At 52.8% G+C, this 20,738-nt stretch carries 15 protein-coding genes; 2 read left to right on the top strand and 13 right to left on the bottom strand.

All coding sequences use genetic code 11. The features are described from left to right. Positions 1–41: 41 nt before the first annotated feature. From MJQ68_RS01790 to MJQ68_RS01770, 5 genes are all read right to left on the bottom strand, one after another. On the bottom strand, positions 42–662 hold the full coding sequence (locus tag MJQ68_RS01790) for a TlpA family protein disulfide reductase (RefSeq protein WP_238749262.1): 621 nt from the start codon (positions 660–662) through the stop codon (positions 42–44). A gap of 8 nt (positions 663–670) precedes the next feature. Further along, positions 671–2,014 carry an MBL fold metallo-hydrolase gene (locus tag MJQ68_RS01785; protein ID WP_238749261.1) on the bottom strand — a complete coding sequence of 448 codons (1,344 nt, stop codon included), beginning with the start codon at positions 2,012–2,014 and terminating at the stop codon, positions 671–673. 78 nt (positions 2,015–2,092) lie between these two features. Continuing rightward, positions 2,093–2,506, bottom strand: coding sequence for a DUF6691 family protein (locus MJQ68_RS01780; RefSeq protein WP_238749260.1), 414 nt, complete (start codon positions 2,504–2,506; stop codon positions 2,093–2,095). Between the two features lie 3 nt (positions 2,507–2,509). Beyond that, complete coding sequence (locus tag MJQ68_RS01775) at positions 2,510–3,091, bottom strand: YeeE/YedE family protein (RefSeq protein ID WP_238749259.1); 582 nt, start codon at positions 3,089–3,091, stop codon at positions 2,510–2,512. Between the two features lie 75 nt (positions 3,092–3,166). Further along, positions 3,167–3,907 (bottom strand): Crp/Fnr family transcriptional regulator, encoded by a 741-nt coding sequence (locus MJQ68_RS01770; protein ID WP_238749258.1) that lies wholly within the window; start codon positions 3,905–3,907, stop codon positions 3,167–3,169. 40 nt (positions 3,908–3,947) lie between these two features. Between MJQ68_RS01770 and MJQ68_RS01765 the strand changes: the two genes are divergently transcribed. Then, the gene (locus tag MJQ68_RS01765; RefSeq protein WP_238749257.1) at positions 3,948–4,364 is read left to right on the top strand and encodes a rhodanese-like domain-containing protein; all 417 of its coding nucleotides are present in this window, start codon (positions 3,948–3,950) and stop codon (positions 4,362–4,364) included. A 173-nt stretch (positions 4,365–4,537) separates the two neighbouring features. On the opposite strand, the gene MJQ68_RS01760 is transcribed toward MJQ68_RS01765, so the two are convergent. The 6 genes from MJQ68_RS01760 to MJQ68_RS01735 all read right to left on the bottom strand — a co-directional run bounded on the left by MJQ68_RS01760 (position 4,538) and on the right by MJQ68_RS01735 (position 14,768). Next, complete coding sequence (locus tag MJQ68_RS01760; protein WP_238749256.1) at positions 4,538–5,410, bottom strand: DUF7619 domain-containing protein; 873 nt, start codon at positions 5,408–5,410, stop codon at positions 4,538–4,540. A 779-nt stretch (positions 5,411–6,189) separates the two neighbouring features. Further along, the gene (locus MJQ68_RS01755; RefSeq protein WP_238749255.1) at positions 6,190–7,746 is read right to left on the bottom strand and encodes a DUF7017 domain-containing protein; all 1,557 of its coding nucleotides are present in this window, start codon (positions 7,744–7,746) and stop codon (positions 6,190–6,192) included. Further along, positions 7,730–9,922, bottom strand: coding sequence for an ATP-dependent DNA helicase (locus MJQ68_RS01750; protein WP_238749254.1), 2,193 nt, complete (start codon positions 9,920–9,922; stop codon positions 7,730–7,732). Before MJQ68_RS01750 ends, MJQ68_RS01755 begins: the two co-directional genes overlap by 17 nt. 54 nt (positions 9,923–9,976) lie before the next feature. Further along, entirely contained in the window at positions 9,977–12,337 is a 2,361-nt protein-coding gene (locus MJQ68_RS01745) for a hypothetical protein (protein WP_238749253.1), read from the bottom strand. An 8-nt stretch (positions 12,338–12,345) separates the two neighbouring features. Beyond that, positions 12,346–13,578, bottom strand: coding sequence for a hypothetical protein (locus tag MJQ68_RS01740; protein ID WP_238749252.1), 1,233 nt, complete (start codon positions 13,576–13,578; stop codon positions 12,346–12,348). 17 nt (positions 13,579–13,595) lie between these two features. After that, the gene (locus MJQ68_RS01735; RefSeq protein WP_238749251.1) at positions 13,596–14,768 is read right to left on the bottom strand and encodes a reverse transcriptase family protein; all 1,173 of its coding nucleotides are present in this window, start codon (positions 14,766–14,768) and stop codon (positions 13,596–13,598) included. A gap of 418 nt (positions 14,769–15,186) precedes the next feature. Here MJQ68_RS01735 and MJQ68_RS01730 point away from each other — a divergent pair, with 418 nt between their 5' ends. Next, a complete protein-coding gene (locus MJQ68_RS01730; RefSeq protein WP_238749250.1) occupies positions 15,187–16,197 on the top strand; it encodes a helix-turn-helix transcriptional regulator in 1,011 nt (336 codons plus the stop codon). Between the two features lie 39 nt (positions 16,198–16,236). On the opposite strand, the gene mfd is transcribed toward MJQ68_RS01730, so the two are convergent. Together mfd and porN are read right to left on the bottom strand one after the other, a co-directional pair. Continuing rightward, on the bottom strand, positions 16,237–19,647 hold the full coding sequence (gene mfd, locus MJQ68_RS01725) for a transcription-repair coupling factor (RefSeq protein WP_238749249.1): 3,411 nt from the start codon (positions 19,645–19,647) through the stop codon (positions 16,237–16,239). 171 nt (positions 19,648–19,818) lie between these two features. Then, positions 19,819–20,727: a type IX secretion system ring subunit PorN/GldN gene (gene porN, locus MJQ68_RS01720; protein WP_238749248.1), complete on the bottom strand. Its 909-nt coding sequence runs from the start codon at positions 20,725–20,727 to the stop codon at positions 19,819–19,821. Positions 20,728–20,738 lie beyond the last annotated feature (11 nt).

Raw genomic sequence — 20,738 nt, 5'->3', positions numbered from 1 at the left:
GAGGGCCGCAAGGTACGGAGGGCCGCAAGGTACGGTGGCTACTAGCGGCTCACCCGATCATTCAGCAGCCGATCCAACAGGTCGCGAACCTTCCGGGTATCGTACTGCCCCATGCCCCGGTGCTCCAGGACGACCTGCCCGGCCGGAGAAATCACATAGGTTGTCGGCAGCGTACCGGTGCGGAGCTCTTCCGGCAGTCCGCCGAGTAGTCGGTATACGGGAAAGCCGTAGCCGTGACGACCTACGTAGGCGAGTCCCTTAGTCAGCTCGTCTTCCGTATTCAGTAGCACGAAGGCGATGCGGTCATCTTCCGCATAGTCTTGCCACAGGGCGTGGATATTGGGCATCTCGGCCAGGCAGGGCGCGCACCAGCTGGCCCAGAGGTTGAGGAACACGACCTTGCCCGTCAGCTCACTTGCGTTGACCACCTGACCTGCCGGGTCGACCATGCGGAAGTCGAGGGTCGTGGTACTGACCGGCCCGCCCGGCGTATAGGTAGTCGGTAGATCCGTAGCGGGCTGGAAAAGTCCGGTGGCCAGGATACCCCGCTGCAGCAGGGCGATCACGGGCGTGTGCAGGCCGGTCAGGTATAAGAACCCCACCACTAGCAGGGGCAGCCAGTTGGACGTGAGGATACGCCGGAATACGGAGCGTACTGCCATGCTGCTAGCTACTTAAAGTCATTCACCGCTTCGCTCAGGTCGAAGACCTTCACGTCCTGCAGGGCACCGGCCAGGATACTAGATCCGATCGCCGAGCGGTAGCCACCGGCACAGTGCACGACCACGGGCTTATCCGTAGGCACCTCCCCTACCCGATCGGATAGCTCGGGAAGCGGGATGTTGATGGCCGAGTCGAAGAACTTCCCCTCCTCCACCTCGCTGGCGTTGCGGATGTCGACGATGGTGTACTGCTCCGGTGCAGCGCGGAAGGCAGTCAGGTCGATGGCGGGCATGCGTTCGCCGGCCGAAGTTTCTTGCATCGAAATGGCTGCCTGAATGAAGGGTTCGTAGCCGATCTTGGCGGCCTTGGCGATCACGGTGCCAAGCGCGGCTTCATCCTTACCCACCAGGTAGAAGAGTGTTTCGGGCGCAACGAGCGCGCCGAGCCAGGTCTCGAATTTGTTGCCGTCCTGAATGTTGAGCGCGCCGGGCAGGTGACCGAGCTTGAAGGTGGCCTCGTCGCGGGTGTCTACTACTACGGTATGGCCACTGGGATCGGGAGTAAACCCGGCTTCTTTACGTGTCACGTCCTTTAGACTCTTCTCCAGCGCGGGGGCACCCTGCTTGTTCAGGTCGACATCGTAGGGGAAGTATTTCGGGATGAAGGGCTGGTCGGCCAGCAACCAGTCGACAAACGCGTCTTCCGATAGCTCCTGTAGGGCGGGATTGGTCTTCAGTTCCTTACCGATCGTGCTGCTGCGCTCGTCGCTCATCCCCTTACCGCACAAGCTGCCGGCCCCGTGGGCGGGGTAGACTTCGGCGTCCGGATCGAGGGGCATCAATTTGTCGCGCAGGCTGTGGTACATGGCGCGGGCCAGCCGCTCTTTCTTGCTGTCGGCCGCTCCGCCGGATTCGCGCAGGTCGGGCCGACCGACATCCCCCACAAAAAGAGTATCGCCGGTGAAGACCGCACGCTGCTTGTCCGCTGCGTCGGTGAGTACGATGCTGATGCTGTCCGGCGAGTGACCGGGGGTATCGAGGGCCGTAAGGGTACAGTCGCCCAGCGAATAGGTAGCCCCACCGTCGAAGGCCCGGTGGGGGTAGTGGGCGCCGACCTTACCGCTGACCAGGATCGGTGCCCCGGTCGTTTCGTGCATTTCCAGGTGGGCAGAGACGAAGTCGGCGTGGGGGTGAGTCTCGATGATGCCAATCAACTCGGCACCTGCTCCCTGGAGGTAGTCGTAGTAGGGCTGCGGGTCGCGGGCCGGGTCGATGACTACGGCCTGCTGCGCGGAGGTGACGATGTAGGATGCATGGGCGAGGCCCTCGTCGAAGAATTGCTTGATGTTCATCGTGCTATATTTTTTTGCTATTAACCCTGCACCGGCGGCCGCGCCCGGGTGCTTTGCTCGGCGTGCAACGCCTCGACCTTAGTGCGGGAGCCGGGGGCGCAGGATGCCGTACACGAAGGTGCCGAGAATGGAACTCAGGATGACGACGCCGATGGTCCAGATGCCCTGGCCGAGTAGGGTGAACATGGGGCCCGGACAGGCGCCGGTGATGGCCCAGCCCAGTCCGAACACGATGCCGCCGTAGAGGTAGCGGGGGATGCTGAAGTCCTTGGGCTTGAGCCGCAGGTCGCTGCCGTCGTAAGCGTGAATGCCGAAGCGCTTAGCCAGGGCGATACCGAGGGCGCCGACGACCACCGCCGTGCCGATGATGCCGTACATGTGGAAGCTCTCGAAGCGGAACATTTCCTGAATGCGGAACCAGCTGATGGCTTCCGACTTGGTCATCACGAAGCCGAACAGGATGCCGATGGTGAGGTAGATGAGGGAACGCATGGACTAGAATTGGAGGATCAGGGGAAGAATGAGCCAGCTCATAAGGAGCCCGCCGATGAAAAAGCCGATCACGGCGACCAGCGAGGGAAGCTGGAGGTTGGACAGGCCGCTGATGGCGTGACCGCTCGTACAGCCCCCCGCCCAGCGGGTACCGAACCCGATCAGAAAGCCACCGATCACCAGCACGATGAATCCGCGCAGGGTGAAGATCTCTTCGGCCGCAAAGAGCTCCCGGGGGACGTACGACCAGGGGGTGCCGGCCGGACCGGGGGCGGCAATACCTACCGACTGCAGGTAGTCGACCGTCTCCCCGCTAAGCTGCACCGGCTCCGGGCTGGAGAAGAAGTAGAAGGCCAGAAAACCGCCGATCACCGAGCCGGCGACGAACAGCAGGTTCCAGCGCTGGGCCCGCCAGTCGATGTCGAAGAAATCGTAGCGCTTACCGGCCCCGGCGATGGTACACATCGTGCGCAGGTTGGAGGATACGCCGAACTCCTTACCGGCGTAGAGGAGGAGGAACATCACCGTGGCGATGGCCAGTCCGCTGACGGACCAGTGCCAGGGTTGGGAAAGTACGTCTAGCATAAAAGGATCGGTTGAGGGGACAAAAGTAGGCGTCTGCCGCGGCAGACTCCGTGATGTACATCACACAGCAAAGAACTAAGCTGAGAGCGGTTTGACGAGACGGATGTGGTTACGCCCCAGCTCCACTACCCCGCGCTGTTCCAGCATCTTGAGCAGGCGGGAGACGGCCTCCCGGCTCACGTGCAGATCGCTGGCAATGTCCTGGTGCGTGGCCTGTATGCTACGGTCGGGACGCAGCTGCGCGCGGGTATCCACGTAGTCGTACAGCCGCTGATCCAGCTGGTGAAAGGCCACCTGATCGACCGTGCGGATCAGCTCGTGCATGCGCCGGTCGTAGGTCTGCATCACGAAGTTCTTCCAGCTCGTATAACGCATCATCCACTCGTCGAGCTTCTGCTGGGGCAGGCCGAGCAGCACGGTGGGTTCTTCGGCTACGGCGCGGATCTCGCTGCGTTTGCTGGCCATGCAGCAGGAGAAGGTCATCGCGCAGCTTTCCCCCGGCGCGAGGTAGTAGAGGAACAGCTCGGAGCCGTCCTCGCTCAGCCGGCTGATCTTGATCGTACCGCTCAGGATCAGCGGCATCATCCGCACGTAGTTGCCGTAGTCCATGATCACCTCCCCCTCCCCGAAGCGGTGCACACGGCCCTGATCGGCTAGCACCTGCTGTAGGCCGGGCTCCGTGAAGGTGGGGAAGTGCTGCTGTATAGCGTCGGCGGTAAGTCGGTCGGTCAGGGGGAAATGCTTTAGCACGGGGAACACTTCGGTCAGGAACCTGGTTTTGCGGGCGCGTCCGCCGGTGCGGTGTGGATTGAGCAAAAGCGCTAGCGATGGGTTTACTGCTGAAAGCCCACCCACCATGCGTTTCCTTCTGTACTGCCTCCTTCTGCTTACCGCTAGTTGCGCCACCCAGCGACCGGCTGCTTCGGCAGTGGTGGTGCCGGAGCGTAGCACGGCTATTCCCCAAATTACGCCGCAGGAAGCGCTCCGTGCCGTCCAGTCCGACACCCTACTGCTCGACGTACGGGAGCCGGAGGAGCTGGCAGCGGTGCGTTACGGCGTAGATGCGCAGCTCGACATCCCCCTCAGCGAACTCCCCGACCGACTGGACGAAGTGCCCCGCGACCGGCCCATCATCGTCGCCTGCCAGTCGGGCGGACGCAGCACCCGCGCCATCCAGTTGCTGCAGGACGCCGGCTTCACCCAGCTGCTCAATCTGGATGGGGGTCTGGGGGCGTGGGAGGCGGCGGGGCTGCCGGTGGAGCGGGGGGAGTGAACTACACGTAGTCATATGGGGCGGTAAGCTTGTTTCCCTTACTGGAGCTCCATAAACTACTGATCTACCACGCGCTTGGTCACCTAATGGTATATCTCAAAAATTACCTGCTTGTGTTTGATTAGGACACTTTCACCGTACTCTATTAGCGGTCGGGGAGATAATGCAAGCTCTTAATGCTTCACTACCCGCCGGGTCACCGAGCCACCCGCCGTATCCGTTAGCCGCAGCAGGTATATCCCCGCCGGTAGCCCCCCCAGGTCGATCGTAGCAGACTGCTGGAACGCCCGTGACTCCAGCTGCTGACCCCGGGCATCGTGCAGGGTATGGCGGAAGTCGCCCGCCTCGGACAGGCGTAGGCTAAGGCGGCTGCGGGTCGGATTGGGGGCCAGGGTCAGAATTTTTCCGCCGAACTCCCGGACCGCCGAGGTGCCATCCACCCCATCGCAGTTCTCGTCGATGCCGTTGCCGGCAATGTCGGTCATGCCCGGATTGATCTCGGCACGGCTGTCATCGCAGTCGACGAAGAAGAAGTAGCCGTCCTTGTCCGCATCCAGCTCCTCCACTATCGTGTTGGTCACCGTATTCGTGATGACCGGCGCATTGAAGTCGAAGTAGATACCGGCCGTGTTTTCGATGGCCGTGAAATCACTTACATCCTCCTTGGCCAGGATCTCAAAGGTGAAAAAGCCGTGGCTTCCCGGCTCGTTGCGCACGCTGTCGACCAGTAGGATGTTAGGAAACAGGACTTCGAGCAGTCCGCCGTCGGACAGCGTGACCCGGTAGTCGTGGCTAGCGGTCAGCGGCTTGAAGGTCGTCAGGTCCAGTTGGTCACTGAGCTGGTCCTCCAGCCGGACGGTGAAGGCCGTATCGTTGCCCGTGTTCTGAAAGCGGATCGAGTAGGTGATGGCCTCGTTGACCTGGGTGTAGTTGCTCATCGTCTCCTCGGCGCGGCTGGGCCAGCTGCGCTTGTCGTTGGGGTCGATGGCGCAGCGCAGGATGTCGGCGTAGCGGAAAGTGTCGCGTATCGTTTCCCCCGTCAGCACCCCTAAACGAATTGATCACCGGCATGTCGATAGCCTTCCCCGTGAAGTCTTCGTTGGGTAGCTTCAATTCCAGTTTGATCTGGTAGTGGACCCTGGGGGCGAAATAGGACCAGCTAAGTAGACCGTCTTCCTGACTGTCGGGGTTTTATACGCTACCGACCAACTCAGCTTCTTCGTGCAGTTGTAGGCTGACCCGGCCAGCCTGTCAGGGCATGGATTTGCTTCAGTCTCGTCTCAATCTATTTGCACTCGTACTCGTCGTAGAAGATCGTCTGCCACAGCCTGTCCTCCCCCTCGTGGTTGATCATGACCATCGTCTGCTGGAAGCGGTTGAGGTCGGCGTACTGCAGCGGCGGTTTTACATCCCTGCGGTGCTTGCGCAGGTAGGCCCTTAGGGGTTGGCGGACGGGGATCAGGACTTCTTCATCACGGGTAGTACTTGGGCGGCGGGGCGCGGGTGCGATGAAGTTAAGAAAGTCGGTGCGTTAAGCGGATCAACTGCCAGTTGACCAGTGGACTAGACAGTAAGTATTACTATACTAAGTCGCAGGTATCTCGCTACTGCGCAAGGCGCTAGAACCGGAGTACAGCTGTAGCTGCATGAGAATTTTGGCAATGCAGTGCGGAAGTGAGAGGCCAAGTCTTGAGTATAACAGGACTTGCAAGCTGGTTCACTAGAATAGTCATCAGATAAGCTGATATTTCATCAGTAGAGTTTGCACCTGCGCACCGCTGCCCGGCTTGGTAGTTCCTAGCTATGGTTAAGCTGAAGCGGTGAACTACGTAATAGAGGTAGCATCGTGTTGGTGTGGAACGAGACTAACTGCCTTCCAACCCCACTGCTTTCTTTTCTTATTGTAGGACAGAACGGCGGTACCAGTAACTGCGTGATTTTGCTGTAGTCCGTGACGTGCGGTTATGTCTGGTGCGATGAAGACCTGATCGACAAAGCTAAATTCCTGCCCCTCTCGTTTATTAATACTACCGCTGAAGGAGCGCAGAGCTTCACACTTTGAGTCCGCGTTTAGTTTTTTGGCGGTAGCGACCTTAAAATAGCCTTCGTTGGCTTGGGTAGAAAAACGTACGTTTAGGATGTCCCCAATAGAGGGTGTGAGTCCTAAATGAGTGTAGGTGAAAAAACCGTACTTACGTTCATTCTTCACGAAGTTTGCTACGTGTTTGTTTGAGTTTACAAATTCAATTACAATAGTTTCCACCGGGAGGTTCCGATAAAGGATCTCTTCGGCTTGCTGTAGATGACGTTTGTATAGCTTCTCGTTGTTTGATCGGCTCCGTGCGGTGGCATACCAGTCCTGCTTCTGCCAGTTGGTAAGTTGTGCGGACGTGTTCCAACCGTTTTTCTCCTGAATTCGAACTACTTGCTCGATCTCCGTTTTGGCGGCATCGTAGTTACCCCGCTGAATGAGAAGACCAGCGAACGTAGTCTTCGCCTTGCCGGTGTACTCAACGGGGGGCTTTAGGCTGAGCGCTTTGCAGTAGCAGGCGAACTGCACGTCTTCTTCTTCCGGAAAGAGGTCCGCCATCATCGTCCAGACCCAAAAGTCATTTTTCTTTTGCTTAGCGAAAGGAAGAAAGGCGTCAAGAGCTTCCTGCCCATCCCCCATAGCAATCAGGAACTGTGCCTTGTAGTAGGCGGGGTACTGATACTCGGGGTGCTCTTCAATTACCTTGTCAAGTAGTGGCATGAAGGCGACTACCTTCTCCTTGTCGATCGCATTTGGACTACCGAACCCCCCGGTGGGCACTCCCACTAGTAGCCTTTTTGCGTAGGCGATGTAGACTTGTTCTGCGACGGCCATGATACGACGGCCATTGAACTCCTCTTTCCGGTAATCTTCTTTGCGTAGATTGTCCAAACCGAACCAGTCGATAAAGGCTAGGTAGTTGCTCCATTCCTTATTGATCTTCTGAAAGGCCTTGAGCATAAAGGAAGCTCCTTCGGACGGGCGGGGGATGGGCATCGTCCGAACTGCACTAAAAATCCGATTGACGACTTGGTTCTCCAAGGTATTTTCCTGTGCGAGAGAGAAGATCAAGCTGCCTATCTTCCAGGTGACTTGTCCAAATAGTAGATCCTCTTCGGCCGATAGGTTCAGCGCCTGAAGAGCTTCTAAGTGCTTGGCGAAGCGCTTCTTTCCACTGGGCGTGGCGTTAGCTTTTAGGTACTCATAGTGAACCCAGGAGGCGGCACGCTTCACCCAGATGTCGTCTGGTTTTTCGACCAGCAGAAGAGTAGCTAACTCAAGAGCCTCCGATAACTGACCCGCCTTACGCAGCTCGGTAATATCCTTGGATGTTTTACGACTTGAGTCCATGGATGATGTCTTTTAGGGTAAGTATGATAGTTGGATCCTCACACTTTCCGGGCAGTAATTTTATGGTTGTAAAGAAACCATTGTCCTTGTACCGGAGATCAAATATGCATGTCTTACCACTTTTCTCAAACGTGTATCGTTCGCAGTTCTGCTGGTGTAGCAGATGAGTGATGCGCATATCATCCGATAGTCTACTAACGAACTTCGCGTAAAATCTCTTTAAAAACGGTTTTTCCTCTTCTACTTCAAGTTCGAATTGAATTCGGGGCAGTATACTCTCTACCGTATCTCGATTTACGATTACTGGCGGGACCTTTGGCAGTAATTGAATTATCTCATCGTATAGGTCGTCCGAGGTCGTAAGATTTGAAAGCTTCTGGCTCTTTTTGTTGAATTTAACTTTTTTGTTTACCCAAAATTTGATACCGGCGGTTTGCCCCTCCCGCTGAAAGGTGTACCAGATTTCAAAGCTTATTCTTTCCCAACCACAAATGTCGATATACTTCTTCCGCAGGAATAAGTGATGACGGATAAAGTGGTCCTGAATAGATAAAGGTGCATCCTGCAGGTTAAACTGTTCCAGGACCGGTAAGACCTCCGCAAATTCTACTTCTACTGCCTCGGCAGGAATGCCCGTAAGAGCAGCCAGCTCGGCTTCTACCCCATTATCGACAAAGGTGAGATTAGAAAAAGAGGTGAAGTGAGGCGGATTGATACAGTAAAGCTGATCTGCTGCCCGGGTAACAGCTGTGTAGGCCCAACGGTAAAAATCCTGGTTGTCTTTGCCCGTCTTAGTATGTTTGTTTTCGAAGAAGTCGAACCCTTCGGTGATACCCCGATCCCACAAGACAAAAGCGCTTTGCCACTCGCCACCCTGTGCCTTATGGCAGGTTACCGCGTAGCCGTACTTTAGTAGGATGCAATTGATCCATTCATCATCTGCGATCGCTACTTTGAACTCTGGTGTACCGGGTCGTAACTTCGGATGGCGCTGTTTAAAGTCGATGTATAGTGCGCGCTGTTCGAGCGAGTTCAAGTTGGCTTCGGAGGTGAGAAAATTCTCCAGTATGTACCCCGTCACCGTCACTACCTGACCACTTTCATCCCGCTTCAACAGTTCAACACTTCGCCAAGTCAGGTCTACGCTTTCCGTTTTGCCCCCTTTTACGTTAAAGCGAACGTTCCTTGTGACTGTATTTGCATCCGCTTTGTTAACCACAGCAAACTCTCCGTTGAGCAGTTCAGCCTTGTAATTGTTTCGTCCAATAATAACTATATCGCGCTCTTGGATCGGCAGGTCACTACCAAACTTATCCTTACGGATCCGTTGGTTTATGTCCCAGGCGGTCCTGTTCTTGTAACAGATGATGAGCTTCTTCCCGCTTTTTTCCTTATAGGTTTGGAGGAAGTCGGCGTATCGGGGGGTAAAAAGATCGGTGCCATTGGCCCGTAAATCGAAATCGTTGAAGAAGCCCGAAGTCATTGAGCGGCGGATGTTAGTGGCCGCTTGCAGTATACCGTTACCCTCAGCCTGTCGCACTACCCGCGACATCTCGGTACTACGTGCAGTTATTCCGAAGTGCTCGTTCAGGTAGTTGTCATCAAGGGCGGGAGAGAACGACATGCCGACCGGTGGTAGCTGGGCGCTATCCCCAACGAAAATAATTTTGCTCCTAGCTGCTGCATCGGCGATCCTACCGTAATCTATCAAATCATTCAGTAAGCGGCCACTACCGAAACGGAAAAACTCCTGCTCGCTGTAGGTATTACCGACCATGGAGGCCTCGTCTACGATCAGGATAGAGCTAAACGTATCTGCATTCTGCCTGAGTTTAAAGGCGTAAAGGAAACTGACATCGGTTGTCGCTTCCCCTGCTTCGACCTCATGCAAATCGTTGAATGCATAGATGCCCCTATGGATGGTCGATGCTTTAGCTTGAGTCTTTTCTTGTATGATCTTAGCTGCCCGGCCGGTGGGAGCCATTAGTTGGTAATTACATTCCGTAGATCTTAGGTAGCTGACTAGCCCCTTCAGCAGAGTCGTCTTCCCGCTTCCCGCGTAGCCACGTAGAATAAAGGCCCGGTCGTTACCCTCGATGAATGCCCCTAGCTCAGTTACGGCTCGGTCCTGATCGTCGGTGAGGGTAAGGTGTTGGAAGTGGTCGTGGATGTGCATTGAGGGGTGGTTTTGCTGCGAAGGTTAGGGGGTTGGGTGCAGTGGTGGTGCGTATTACCTTCTATGCTTTCTACGAATTGCATCATACTCTTTTTCCTGTTTATGTTTTAACTCTTCTTCTCTAATCTTTGCTTGCCGATTTACTAAACCTCTTTTGCTGATTTGAGCCTGGTTCTTTAGATCAAAGAAGAATACCATAAAATCGATAAGCCGATTCAGATCTTCCACAGTAATCGTTGCGTCGCTGGCGTGTGCACCTCTTTCATTGCGAATGTCTCTAATATTCGGCCAATCTGTTTGACTAGTACTGTCAAATCCATACAGACAGAGCAATACAGCTGACATTCTAAAGTCAATCGATATTGGATGGCAGTCCTTTTCTACAGTTTCCCACGTATAATATGCTGCTGGGCAACTCTTATTAGCCCTATTCCAACGTAATGCCTTTTCACAATTATATGGTTTATACTCGTCGAGCTGATTTGCGACTACGATATCTCCATTTACTGTATGGGTTACACCACCGCTATATAGTGATTCTTCATTCATGACATCTTCAAGAATCAGATATAACTGCAAATACGCATAATTCTTGTACTTTGGCACCTCGAAGGATTTTTCAATTAGCGTATAAGCAACTTCTAAATTGCTGGACAGTCTATCACGAAAATATTTGGTGAGTTTAGGTATATCAGTACCGTGTATTAGTTTAAACTTGACGTATATAGCCTTTAACAAAAGAGCTCTATCAGCAGCGTCATACATCTCACTGACCATATCTAACGCTGATGTAGTTGCGTCATTATTAAACTTCGAAACAAACCCATCTATACCAACTACTGCTCCTGGAGAAAAGCTTCTACGCTTTGGTTGATTGCCCTTCTCTACCCGCTGCATTAACCGCAAGTTCTTAAGTTGGTTTGTAGCCGAGAACACGATTACTTGAATACCTGGATTAACTTGTGTTTTGATCAGCTGCAGTATATCTACTGATATTGGGGTACCTTGATCATGGCACTGTTGCGATAAATAATAGTCTAGAATCACCACATCTGGTTGACTGCTTACAGACTTTACTTTAGACAATACCTTCTCGATGATTTGGCTAGAGGTCATTTGCCGGAAATCTGCGCCTAAAAAATCCACGGATAATTGATTCACCTTCCCAAATAAAGATGAGATTACTACATCCCAACCCATACCTACTTCATCATCCACTACTAGTACGGAAGCTGTTCGTGACAAGGAAGATCTCTTGTCACGAATGGCCTGCAGACGCACATCAAATTTTAGCTTTGCTTCGTGTCCGCAATTAGAATCAGCAAGATGCTTATAGCTATAATATTTTATGTAGAGGTTAGTTTGTGCTGCTTTGCTTAAGCCAGTAGAGGAAACGTCTATTTCGGTAGCCACAGCCCATCTATATACAGCCCATTCATTTTTCATAGAGTGGCTACTACCGTAATTCGAAGGAATTCTCAGATTTACCTTTTCTAATTCACTGATTAACTCTTGATAACTAAGCGGTGGATATACTACGCTACCATCTGCGTATCTTTCAACTACCTCAACATCACGATCGATCAGGAAGACACTTTTGGTTTTCAAAATATCGAAGCATTGATTTTGAATCAAATCGGCGTGGCCTACGAAGCTATATATAAATATTGGAGTAAGCTGGTTTGGTCCAGGTGTAAAGCGTATATGCATAGCAAGACGCAAACCGAGATAATCACATAGCGTTTTACCAAATGCTACAGGTATAAAGACTTGATCGAACACCTTATCAGCAAGGTTTGTACGCACAAAATTATCAATTTCTTCGTCGGAACTAATGCTGTATATAGTTACTTCACCCCCCCCACTAAATCGAATATTCGGTATAGCTCCTGAGGATGGTTTAATATACAGACTACCCTGATTACCAATGTCAACTAAGCTGAACTTTTTGACATTATCCCAATCAGAATTATCCCTCGCACGTCTCGCTGATTCCTCCCGCTCAGGTGTCGTCCCAAATAGGAGATATCTAATATCCCCATTTTCAGTTATTGCATGACAGGCATATGCTTCCAGATTTTCGTATAATACTTCTACCGGAAGGTATGCTACGTTATCCTGTATGTGTCTACTGTTTTTACTTCCACTAAAAATTACCAAACTAAAACTCTGATTCTCTGCGGCAAACTGCTCTAATTTTTTGCGCTTCTCTAATGCACGATCTCTTAACGAAGTTTTAGCCAAGAATGACTCGTGATAGCATATAGTGTTGCCATCTACAAAGATCTCTTCACTAAGAGCAGATAGATGCTTGAGGTTGTTTATTATCTGGACGTTATGCGCGGCCTCAAACTTATCTATGCTCCATCCGTAATCGGCCGCTCGTTTTATCTTATCATCTACTATATAAATCATAGTCAATTTTAATTTGGAAATACTAAAATGTGTTCTACCCCAAGACGTTTACTTACTGTTTGACTGGTTCTTTTTTTTCCATTCCAAACATTTACTTTTGCATAATGCGAACTACCAAAATCAGCTTCAAGGTAGAAGTCACATAAGCCATTTATTTGCTTCAATATTAAACTCGTATAGTCCTTACCCAAACGGTTAACAGTATTTTCAATGGGTTTCCCATACACTGAATTAACATGATTCACGCTCAAAATCACATTTTTACCATCGCTAGTAACGAGTGAAGAAACGATAACTTCAGGCATCATGGCTCCTTCCTGTTGTTTACTTGCCTCCACAATCATATTCAATATTTTGACATATACCTGCTTGATAGCATCTACATATGTAAATAGTTCAAGGTTACTTGCAACTTCTGATAGGTCAATTTTTATCTCAGACTTATACGTATTGTTGACTCGAGCTAGCAAACTACACAAGGAATTATCCTGCCGGATGTGGAACATATGTTTAAAATATATGACTAATTCTCTAAAATCCCGGATTATCCTATTTTGTTTTTCTATTACTATTGGCTTCACTATTCGAAAACCCTCCCTTCTGCGGCTTTCTATCAGTGATGAATTAGCATGAGGTGGGAAGTTAGGATGATTTTTTGCCCATTCGACCATACCTTTCGTACGCCAATTCATCTCAATATTTTCTTCAGACCATCTAGTTTTGCTATTCTGAATACCTAGGTATGCGGAAATCAGGCCTAACACATTTCTATTAACACCCTTGCTTCGATATCTTGCTGTCAACGAGTTGTAGTTACTTACTATTAGTTTATAATGGGCCTCCAAATTATAACTTTTGATACCACAGTAGTCGTTGATAACTTCTAGGTCGTCGCTATCCATATCATGACAAGTCGTCTTAAGCACAGGGTCCTGATTGAATTCATACAAAAAATCACGTAGATTTTTTGGATCTCTGTATTGAGGCATATCAGACTTGCCAAATACAGTTAGATCACCTTTACTACTATTCGCTTCACTATCGAGCAACTGTAGAGTTGATGACAATTCCAATCTACTATCATTGCAATAGCTGTTAGATACACCAGTATTTTTACCTCTATTGGTGATTATATCTACCTTTTGAGATAGGTTAGAACCTAAAAACTCATCGCCAATTAGTTTAACTAACCGCTGCCGCTCTTTAGGTCGAAGAACTTGACTACTTAGTATATCGTGCAAAAACCGAAATTTATCCATCATTTCTCCTTATCCTGTCCATAATATATCTTCATCCCCTCTTTAATTCCTCCCATCTCCCAAGCATCAAGCGTTTTGCTGATCTTGGTGGGTCGGAAGTCGAAGCGCTGAAAGCGCTGGAGTAAGCTAATGTATGTACTATCCTCCTGACCCTTCACCATACGCAGGAAGTCTAGCTTGCCGCCGAGCACATTCAACATCTGGGGGTTACCCTTTACATTGTGTTTTCGATCGGCGAGGTAGTCACGTAGGAAGATCGCCTCCGCCTTGTAAAATCCATACTTCTCCAGGTAGTAGAGGTACATTCGGAGTTGCTTGACGTAGCGGCGGCGGACATTTACCTTCTCGTTGACGATTAGCCCTGTCACTTCCTGTCGATGAGCCAGGTTCTGTAGTCTCGTTTTGTCGGGGTTTAGGGTCAAACCTTGGCCTTCGATAATTCGGAGAAGCTCTCGCTGGAAGTCTTCCCGATTATAGGGGCAGTGTTCGGAGCTGAAAGTGATGTCATCCGCATAGCGGGAATAGGTCACTCCGAAACGGCGAGCCAAGCCGGTCAAGCGCCGGTCGAGGGTAGCGCAGATGATGTTTGTAAGCGTAGGGGAGGTAGGACTCCCCTGAACCAAAATGGCCTTGACTACCTCGCCTGGAAAACGGAATGCTTGGGTACATAGTGAAGCGAGGAAGAAAGCTAGCGGTTCCCGCTTGTCTCGAAGATTGAAGGGTGCGTACATAAAGGCCAGCTTGACCCGATTGCGATCGAAGGAATGGAAAAAGTCCTTTACGTCGATGTTATAGACATAACGATGACCTATGTGACACTTCGCATTGTCGACAATAGATCTACCTGGCACAAAACCCGTAACAACTCGAGCCGGGGTGTACATACACTGTAGTATCAGATTTAGCGCACGAAGGATAGCCTTCAGATCATTGGTTGGCGCATAGATCACGCGCGCGCCCCCCGACTTTTTCTTTATAGTAAAATTCCGGTACCGATTCTTATTCATGTACGGGTTCATATGATAGGCAAATGCAGTTGCCGTTATCGGCTTACACGTTTTACCGTGCAGGATATTTTGCGCTTCACTCAGTAGCGCAGCTAAGTCTGTCTTCGTCTCAACCGCAGCGAGTTGAGTGGTAATTTGCTTGACTTGTTCCGGAGTGATGTTCATAGTGGATGAATTTGAAAGTTCTGAAATACTCGCCCGATACTCTATTTGTGCCACACTCTAATCCTAAAGCGTACACCTATATGCATAAATAAATAAGCGTTATACGTTCATTCATCTGCATCTATCTAGATCCTCAACTGAAAACCGTTCATCCCGGACCGAAATCAGGGAAGAGGTGCCGATCGTTGTTCCGAGCCGTAGCTAGAACCAGCACCCACGAGTCAATATCTTCTGGGCGAGCATTTCAAAGAACTTACGCAAAGATGGACCACTTGCTTGCAGCCTATTTGCAGGGCGAATATAGCTTGGCAGATGGTGAAGGACGCGTTTGTCCGAATTACTACCTAGCTTTCCCCCTTTGCTGATGCAAACCTATGCGCATAAGATGCAGTGATACTGCGCGCTATAAGATGATCGAATGCCTACCAATAAAAATGCGCTACTGCGCTACCTGACGCTCGATAAATGCCTCCGTAATACGGGACGACTGTACACCCTCAACGACCTGATAGAGACATGCAACGACGCGCTGGCCGAAGCGAACCCCGAAAGTGATGGCATCAGGAAGCGACAATTGCAAGACGATCTCAAATTCATGCGAAGCGAAGATGGCTATGGGGCGAGTATCGAGCGGATCAGAAAGGGTAAACAGTCTTACTACCGCTATGAAGACACCAATTTTAGTATTCGCGACCAGGGGCTAAACGATTCGGAGGCAAAGCAAATGCAGGCTGCCCTATCCATTTTGTCGCGTTTCTCCGGTCTGCCCCAGTTCGATTGGATTAATGAACTGACCTCTCGACTCAAGTCAAAATTTGATCTGGTTCACCAGGAAGCGGAGGTTATCAGTTTTGAGGGCAATGTAGACCTGACCGGTAGGGAGTTCATCACACCGCTTTTCAATGCCATCGTAAATAAGCGAGGCCTGAAGGTCGTTTACCAAGACTTCCTCAGTCCGGAACCGTATGAATTAGACTTTCACCCCGGTTACCTGAAGCAGTACAACAACCGGTGGTTTGTCTTCGGTTGGAATCCTGCTGAAAAACGCCCCAACTGGAATCTAGCACTAGATCGAATTAAATCCATTCATGAGGTCGACGTTCCCTACCATCCGGTCGATATTGATTGGGAGGACTACTTCTACGACATTGTTGGGGTTACCCGCCCGGAAGATGGAGTAGTAGAGAACATCGTGCTGCAGTTCGATTCACATGTAGCGCCTTATGTGAGGACTAAACCGCTACACCCTACTCAACGTATGCAGGAACTTGGTGACGGTCTCAGCGTGACCATCAAAGTCATTCCAAACTTCGAGCTAGCTAAACTAGTGCTCTCGTTTGGGGATCAGGTGACGGTTGTGGAGCCTACTAGTTTTCGGAAGAGTATTCAGGGGCGGTTGAATCAGGCTGTAGCTAGTTATAGCAAGTAGTATATTCTGTATTCCCCGCACCAGCGCCCCCGCCCCCACCTACAACGCCCCCTCCAACTTCCGCTCCTCCATCACCTCTTCTACCCGCTTCGACAGCGATTTAAGGGTATCCTGGGCAGCGGTCAGACTCATCACCCGCTCCTTGATCAGGCTGAGGCGGCGGGTAGATTGTTTGAGGCGCAGGCCGCGCAGCTTCCCTTCGTCGGCAATGATGCCGCTGAGGGACTTGAAGATCTCGGAGTCGTAGTAGAGCGACTGCGAGTCCTCCACGAAGAAGCACAGCAGCTTGTCGTTCTTGAGGATGACGCGGTCAAAGCCCAGCTCGCGGCAGAGCCAGCGGAGGCGCAGCCCGTCGAAGAGCTCCTTAACCTGCTCGGGCAGGGGACCGAAGCGGTCCTTGAGGCCGTTGGCGTAGGCTTCTAGGCGCTGCTCGTCTTCGATGTTGTCGAGGTCCTGGTAGAGGCGTAAGCGCTCCTGGACGGATTCGACGTAATTGGTGGGGATGTGCATCTCGGTGTCCGTCTCGATGGTGACGTCGCGGACGAAGTCGGCCCCCTCGGTCATGGTATCGGCAAACACGTCGCGGAACTCGCCCTGCTTCAACTCGCGCACGGCCTCCTCCAGAATGCGCTGGTAGGTCTCGTAGCCGATATCGGCGATGAAGCCCGACTGCTCGCCGCCCAGCAAATTACCGGCTCCGCGGATGTCGAGGTCCTTCATGGCGATGTTGAAGCCACTACCCAGCTCGCTGAACTCCTCCAGGGTGCGCAGACGCTTGCGGGCGTCGGGGGTGAGGACGGAGAGCGCCGGTGCGATGAGGTAGCAATAGGCCTTTTTATTGGACCGCCCTACCCTGCCCCGGAGTTGGTGCAGGTCGGACAGGCCGAACTGGTGGGCATTATTGATGACGATCGTATTGGCGTTGGCAATGTCCAGGCCGGTCTCGATGATGTTGGTGCAGACCAGCACGTCGTAGCGGCGGTCGATGAACTCGACCAGGGTGCCCTCGAGCTCTTTGGGGTCCATCTGGCCGTGGGCGGTGGCGAACTGTACGGTAGGGCACAGCTTGCGCAGCATGGTCACGATGTCGGTGAGCGTCTTGACGCGGTTGTGGACGAAGAAGACCTGTCCCCCCCGGTTCACCTCCTGCTCGATGGCTTCCTTGATCACCTCCTCGTTGAACTGCCGCACCTCGGTGTGGATCGGCTGCCGGTTGGGCGGCGGGGTGCGGATGACGCTGAGGTCGCGGGCGTTCATCAGACTGAACTGCATGGTGCGCGGGATCGGCGTAGCGGTCAGCGTAAGCGTATCCACGTTGACCTGCATGGCGCGCAGCTTTTCCTTAGCCTTGACGCCGAACTTCTGCTCTTCGTCGATGACCAGCAGACCCAGGTTCTTGAACTCCGCCCGCTTGGACAAGATCGCATGGGTACCGATCAGGATGTCCAACTTGCCCTCCTTGACATTCTTGAATATGGCCGTCTTCTCCTTCGAGGTGCGGAAGCGGTTGATGTAGTCGACCGAGATGCCGAACTCCCCCAGCCGCTCGCTGAAGGTGCGAAAGTGCTGCAGCGCCAGGATGGTGGTGGGTACCAGCACGGCGACCTGCTTGTTATCGGCGGCGGCCTTGAAGGCGGCCCGCAGGGCGATCTCGGTCTTGCCGAAACCTACGTCGCCGCAGATCAGGCGGTCCATCGGGTGGGGCTTCATCATGTCGCCCTTGACGTCGTTGGTGGCCTTGAGCTGATCGGGCGTGTCCTCGTAGATGAAGCTGGCTTCGAGCTCATTTTGCAGGTAGCCGTCGGGCGGGAAGGCGTGACCCGGACTGGCCTGCCGCTTGGCGTAGAGCTTGATGAGCTCACCAGCCATATCCTTCATCTTCTTCTTGGTGCGCGACTTGAGGTTCTTCCAGTGGTCGCCGCCGATCTTGTCCAGCCGCGGCAGGTGGCCGTCCTTGCCGCTGTACTTCGACAGCTTGTGCAGGGAATTGATGCCGACGTAGAGGATGTCGTTGTTCTTGTACACCAGGCGCACGGATTCCTGCACCTTGTTGTTGATCTCCAGTTTTTCGAGTCCGGAGAAGCGACCTACACCGTGGTCGATGTGCACGACCATATCCCCGGGGGTGAGGTCGCGCAGCAGGCGCAGGTTCAGGGCCTGGTCGCGCGTAAAGCCGCGCCGCAGCTTATAGCGGTGGAATCGCTCGAAGATCTGGTGGTCGGTGTAGCAGGCACACTCCAGTTCGGAGTCGATGAAGCCGGCGTGGACCGATAGCGGCACCGGCTCGAAGCGCACGTCGGCATTCAGGTCGTTGAAGATCGAGTAGAAGCGCTCGATCTGCTTGGGGTTCTCGGTGAAGATGTAGTTGGTGAGTCCCGAAGAGGTATTCTCCAGCAGGTTGCGGATCAGCAGCTCGAAGTTCTTGTTGAAGCTTGGCTGCGGCTTGGCGCGGCAGTCGATGGTGTGCCCGATCTTCATGGGCTGCTTGTAGTCGCTGAAGAACACGATGGGCTTATCCTCTACATCACCCATCACCTCGCCCGGACGGATGAAGGCCCGGTCGTCGAAGAGCTGCTTCAGCTCCGCGTCGTCTATCAGCGTAAGATTGCTGCCAAACTCCTCGGCCTTCGTATAGGCCTCACCCAGCTTATCGAGCAGTAGCTGGAAGTCCTTTAACCAGATCACCGTATCGTCGGGCAGGACATTAAAAATACTTGTCTTCTGGTTGCGCTCGAACTTGGTGTTGATGTTCGGTACAATACTCACGTAGCTTACCGACTCCACCGATAGCTGGTGCATCGGGTCGAAGGTGCGGATACTCTCCACCTCATCGTCGAATAGCTCGATCCGGTACGGATACTCATTGCCGTAGCTATAGATATCGATAATACCGCCGCGGATACTGAACTGCCCCGGCTCGTAGACGAATTCTTCCCGCTTAAAGCCGTATTCCACCAGTACTTCGATAATGGTGTCTACGTCGATATCCTCCCCCTGCTGCAGCTCGATGCGCGACTTCATCAGCACGGCGGGGGCTACTACTTGCTCGAACAGGGCTTCGGGATAGGTCACTACGATCTCGCCCTTGGACTGGGAATGGGTGAGGTAGTTGATCGTCTCGGTCCGCAGCAGCACGTTGGTGGGATCCAATACCTCGAAGTACAGCGGCCGGCGGAAGCTATCGGGCAGCAGACGCACCTGCTTTTTCGGCAGCAGGGCGGCGATCGTATTCTGGATATAGGCGGCTTCTTCCTTATCGGTGGCTACGACCAGGTAGTGTCCGCCCACTTTGCGGTAGCAACCCGCTAGCAGGAAGCTCTCCAGCGCGCCGGCCAGGCCCCGTAATTGAATGCGCGGTGCAGTTTTGCCCTGTGCCTTGGTTAGTTCGGTTAATTTGGCCACGCGGTCGCTCTTGGCGTACCGTTCCAGGACTTGCTCTGCAGGATTCAAATGGTCGGGGGAGTTTCTAAAATAACCCAAGTTTTGGAGTTTGGGTTCTGAGAAAGTAGGCCTGTAGCCATGTAGTTCGCAAGCCTATCAATGCAGAAGGCGTGGTGGGTGTCAAACCCTACCACGCCTCCCACATAAGACTACAGAACTATCTACTACAGAACTGCCGAGCTAGTAACTCCACAGATCCTGCTCGTAGTTGAAGATCTCCTGCTTGATGCGCTCGCTCTCGCGCAGTTGCTCGCGACCACTCCGCTCGGGCCGGTCGATGCGCTGGTCCAGTACGTTGCTGGCCTTGGTGATGTAGCTATTGAAGAAGCGGTACTCGAAGACGTCCTCCCAGCTGCGGTTGGCCGCGTCGTTGCCGTAGGCAAAGGCACTTTCGTTGGCCAGTAGCTGACGGGCCTCGGGGTAGTACACCCAGAACATGGGCCGTTCGATGGTGCGGGCGCTGCTTTCGGTGGTCTCCTGAATCATGGGGGCGATACCCAGAATGCGGACCTTCATCGTGCTGCTCTCCTTATCGAAGAACCACATCTCCTGGATGCGGTAGCGCAGTACGCTGCTGGGGTCGAAGATGCGCTCCTCGAGCACGATCTCCTCTTCGTAGGTTTCGGGGTTCATGACGCGGACGGAGTCGACCCCGCCGGCCATGCTGGTAAGGGTCTTATCGTCCATCAGCATAGAAAAGTTATCTCCGCCAATGGGGTCGAATACCCGCAGGTCACCGCTCTGCGCAGCTTCCAGAAGGATAGAGATCAGGGGCCGTTCCGGATTCTGGAAGGGCAGGTTGATCTTCTCGTTCACGTCGATGACGCGCCAGATCCGCTTCTTCCACATGATGTCAGCCTCCCGCAGGTTCTCATAGGCCAGCACGCGGCGTTCGCGGATGGACGTATTCTCGATGATATCATTGAGGGGGGCTACGAACTCCTCGTCCTGCATCAGGGGATTATCCTCCGCCACACCGGGCAGGGTGAAGGTGCTGGGCTGCTCTTCCTCCGTCGTAGGCACTTGCGCGAACGCGGGTGCGGAGCAGGTGATCAGGAGCAGCGTAGCCAGGGCATGTGTAAACTTCATAGGTAGTTGGT

The sequence above is a fragment of the Neolewinella maritima genome (assembly GCF_923081025.1).
GTDB classification, from domain to species: domain Bacteria; phylum Bacteroidota; class Bacteroidia; order Chitinophagales; family Saprospiraceae; genus Neolewinella; species Neolewinella maritima.
The sequence above is the reverse complement of the archived record's forward strand: the minus strand, read 5'-3'. Positions and strand labels throughout refer to the sequence as shown.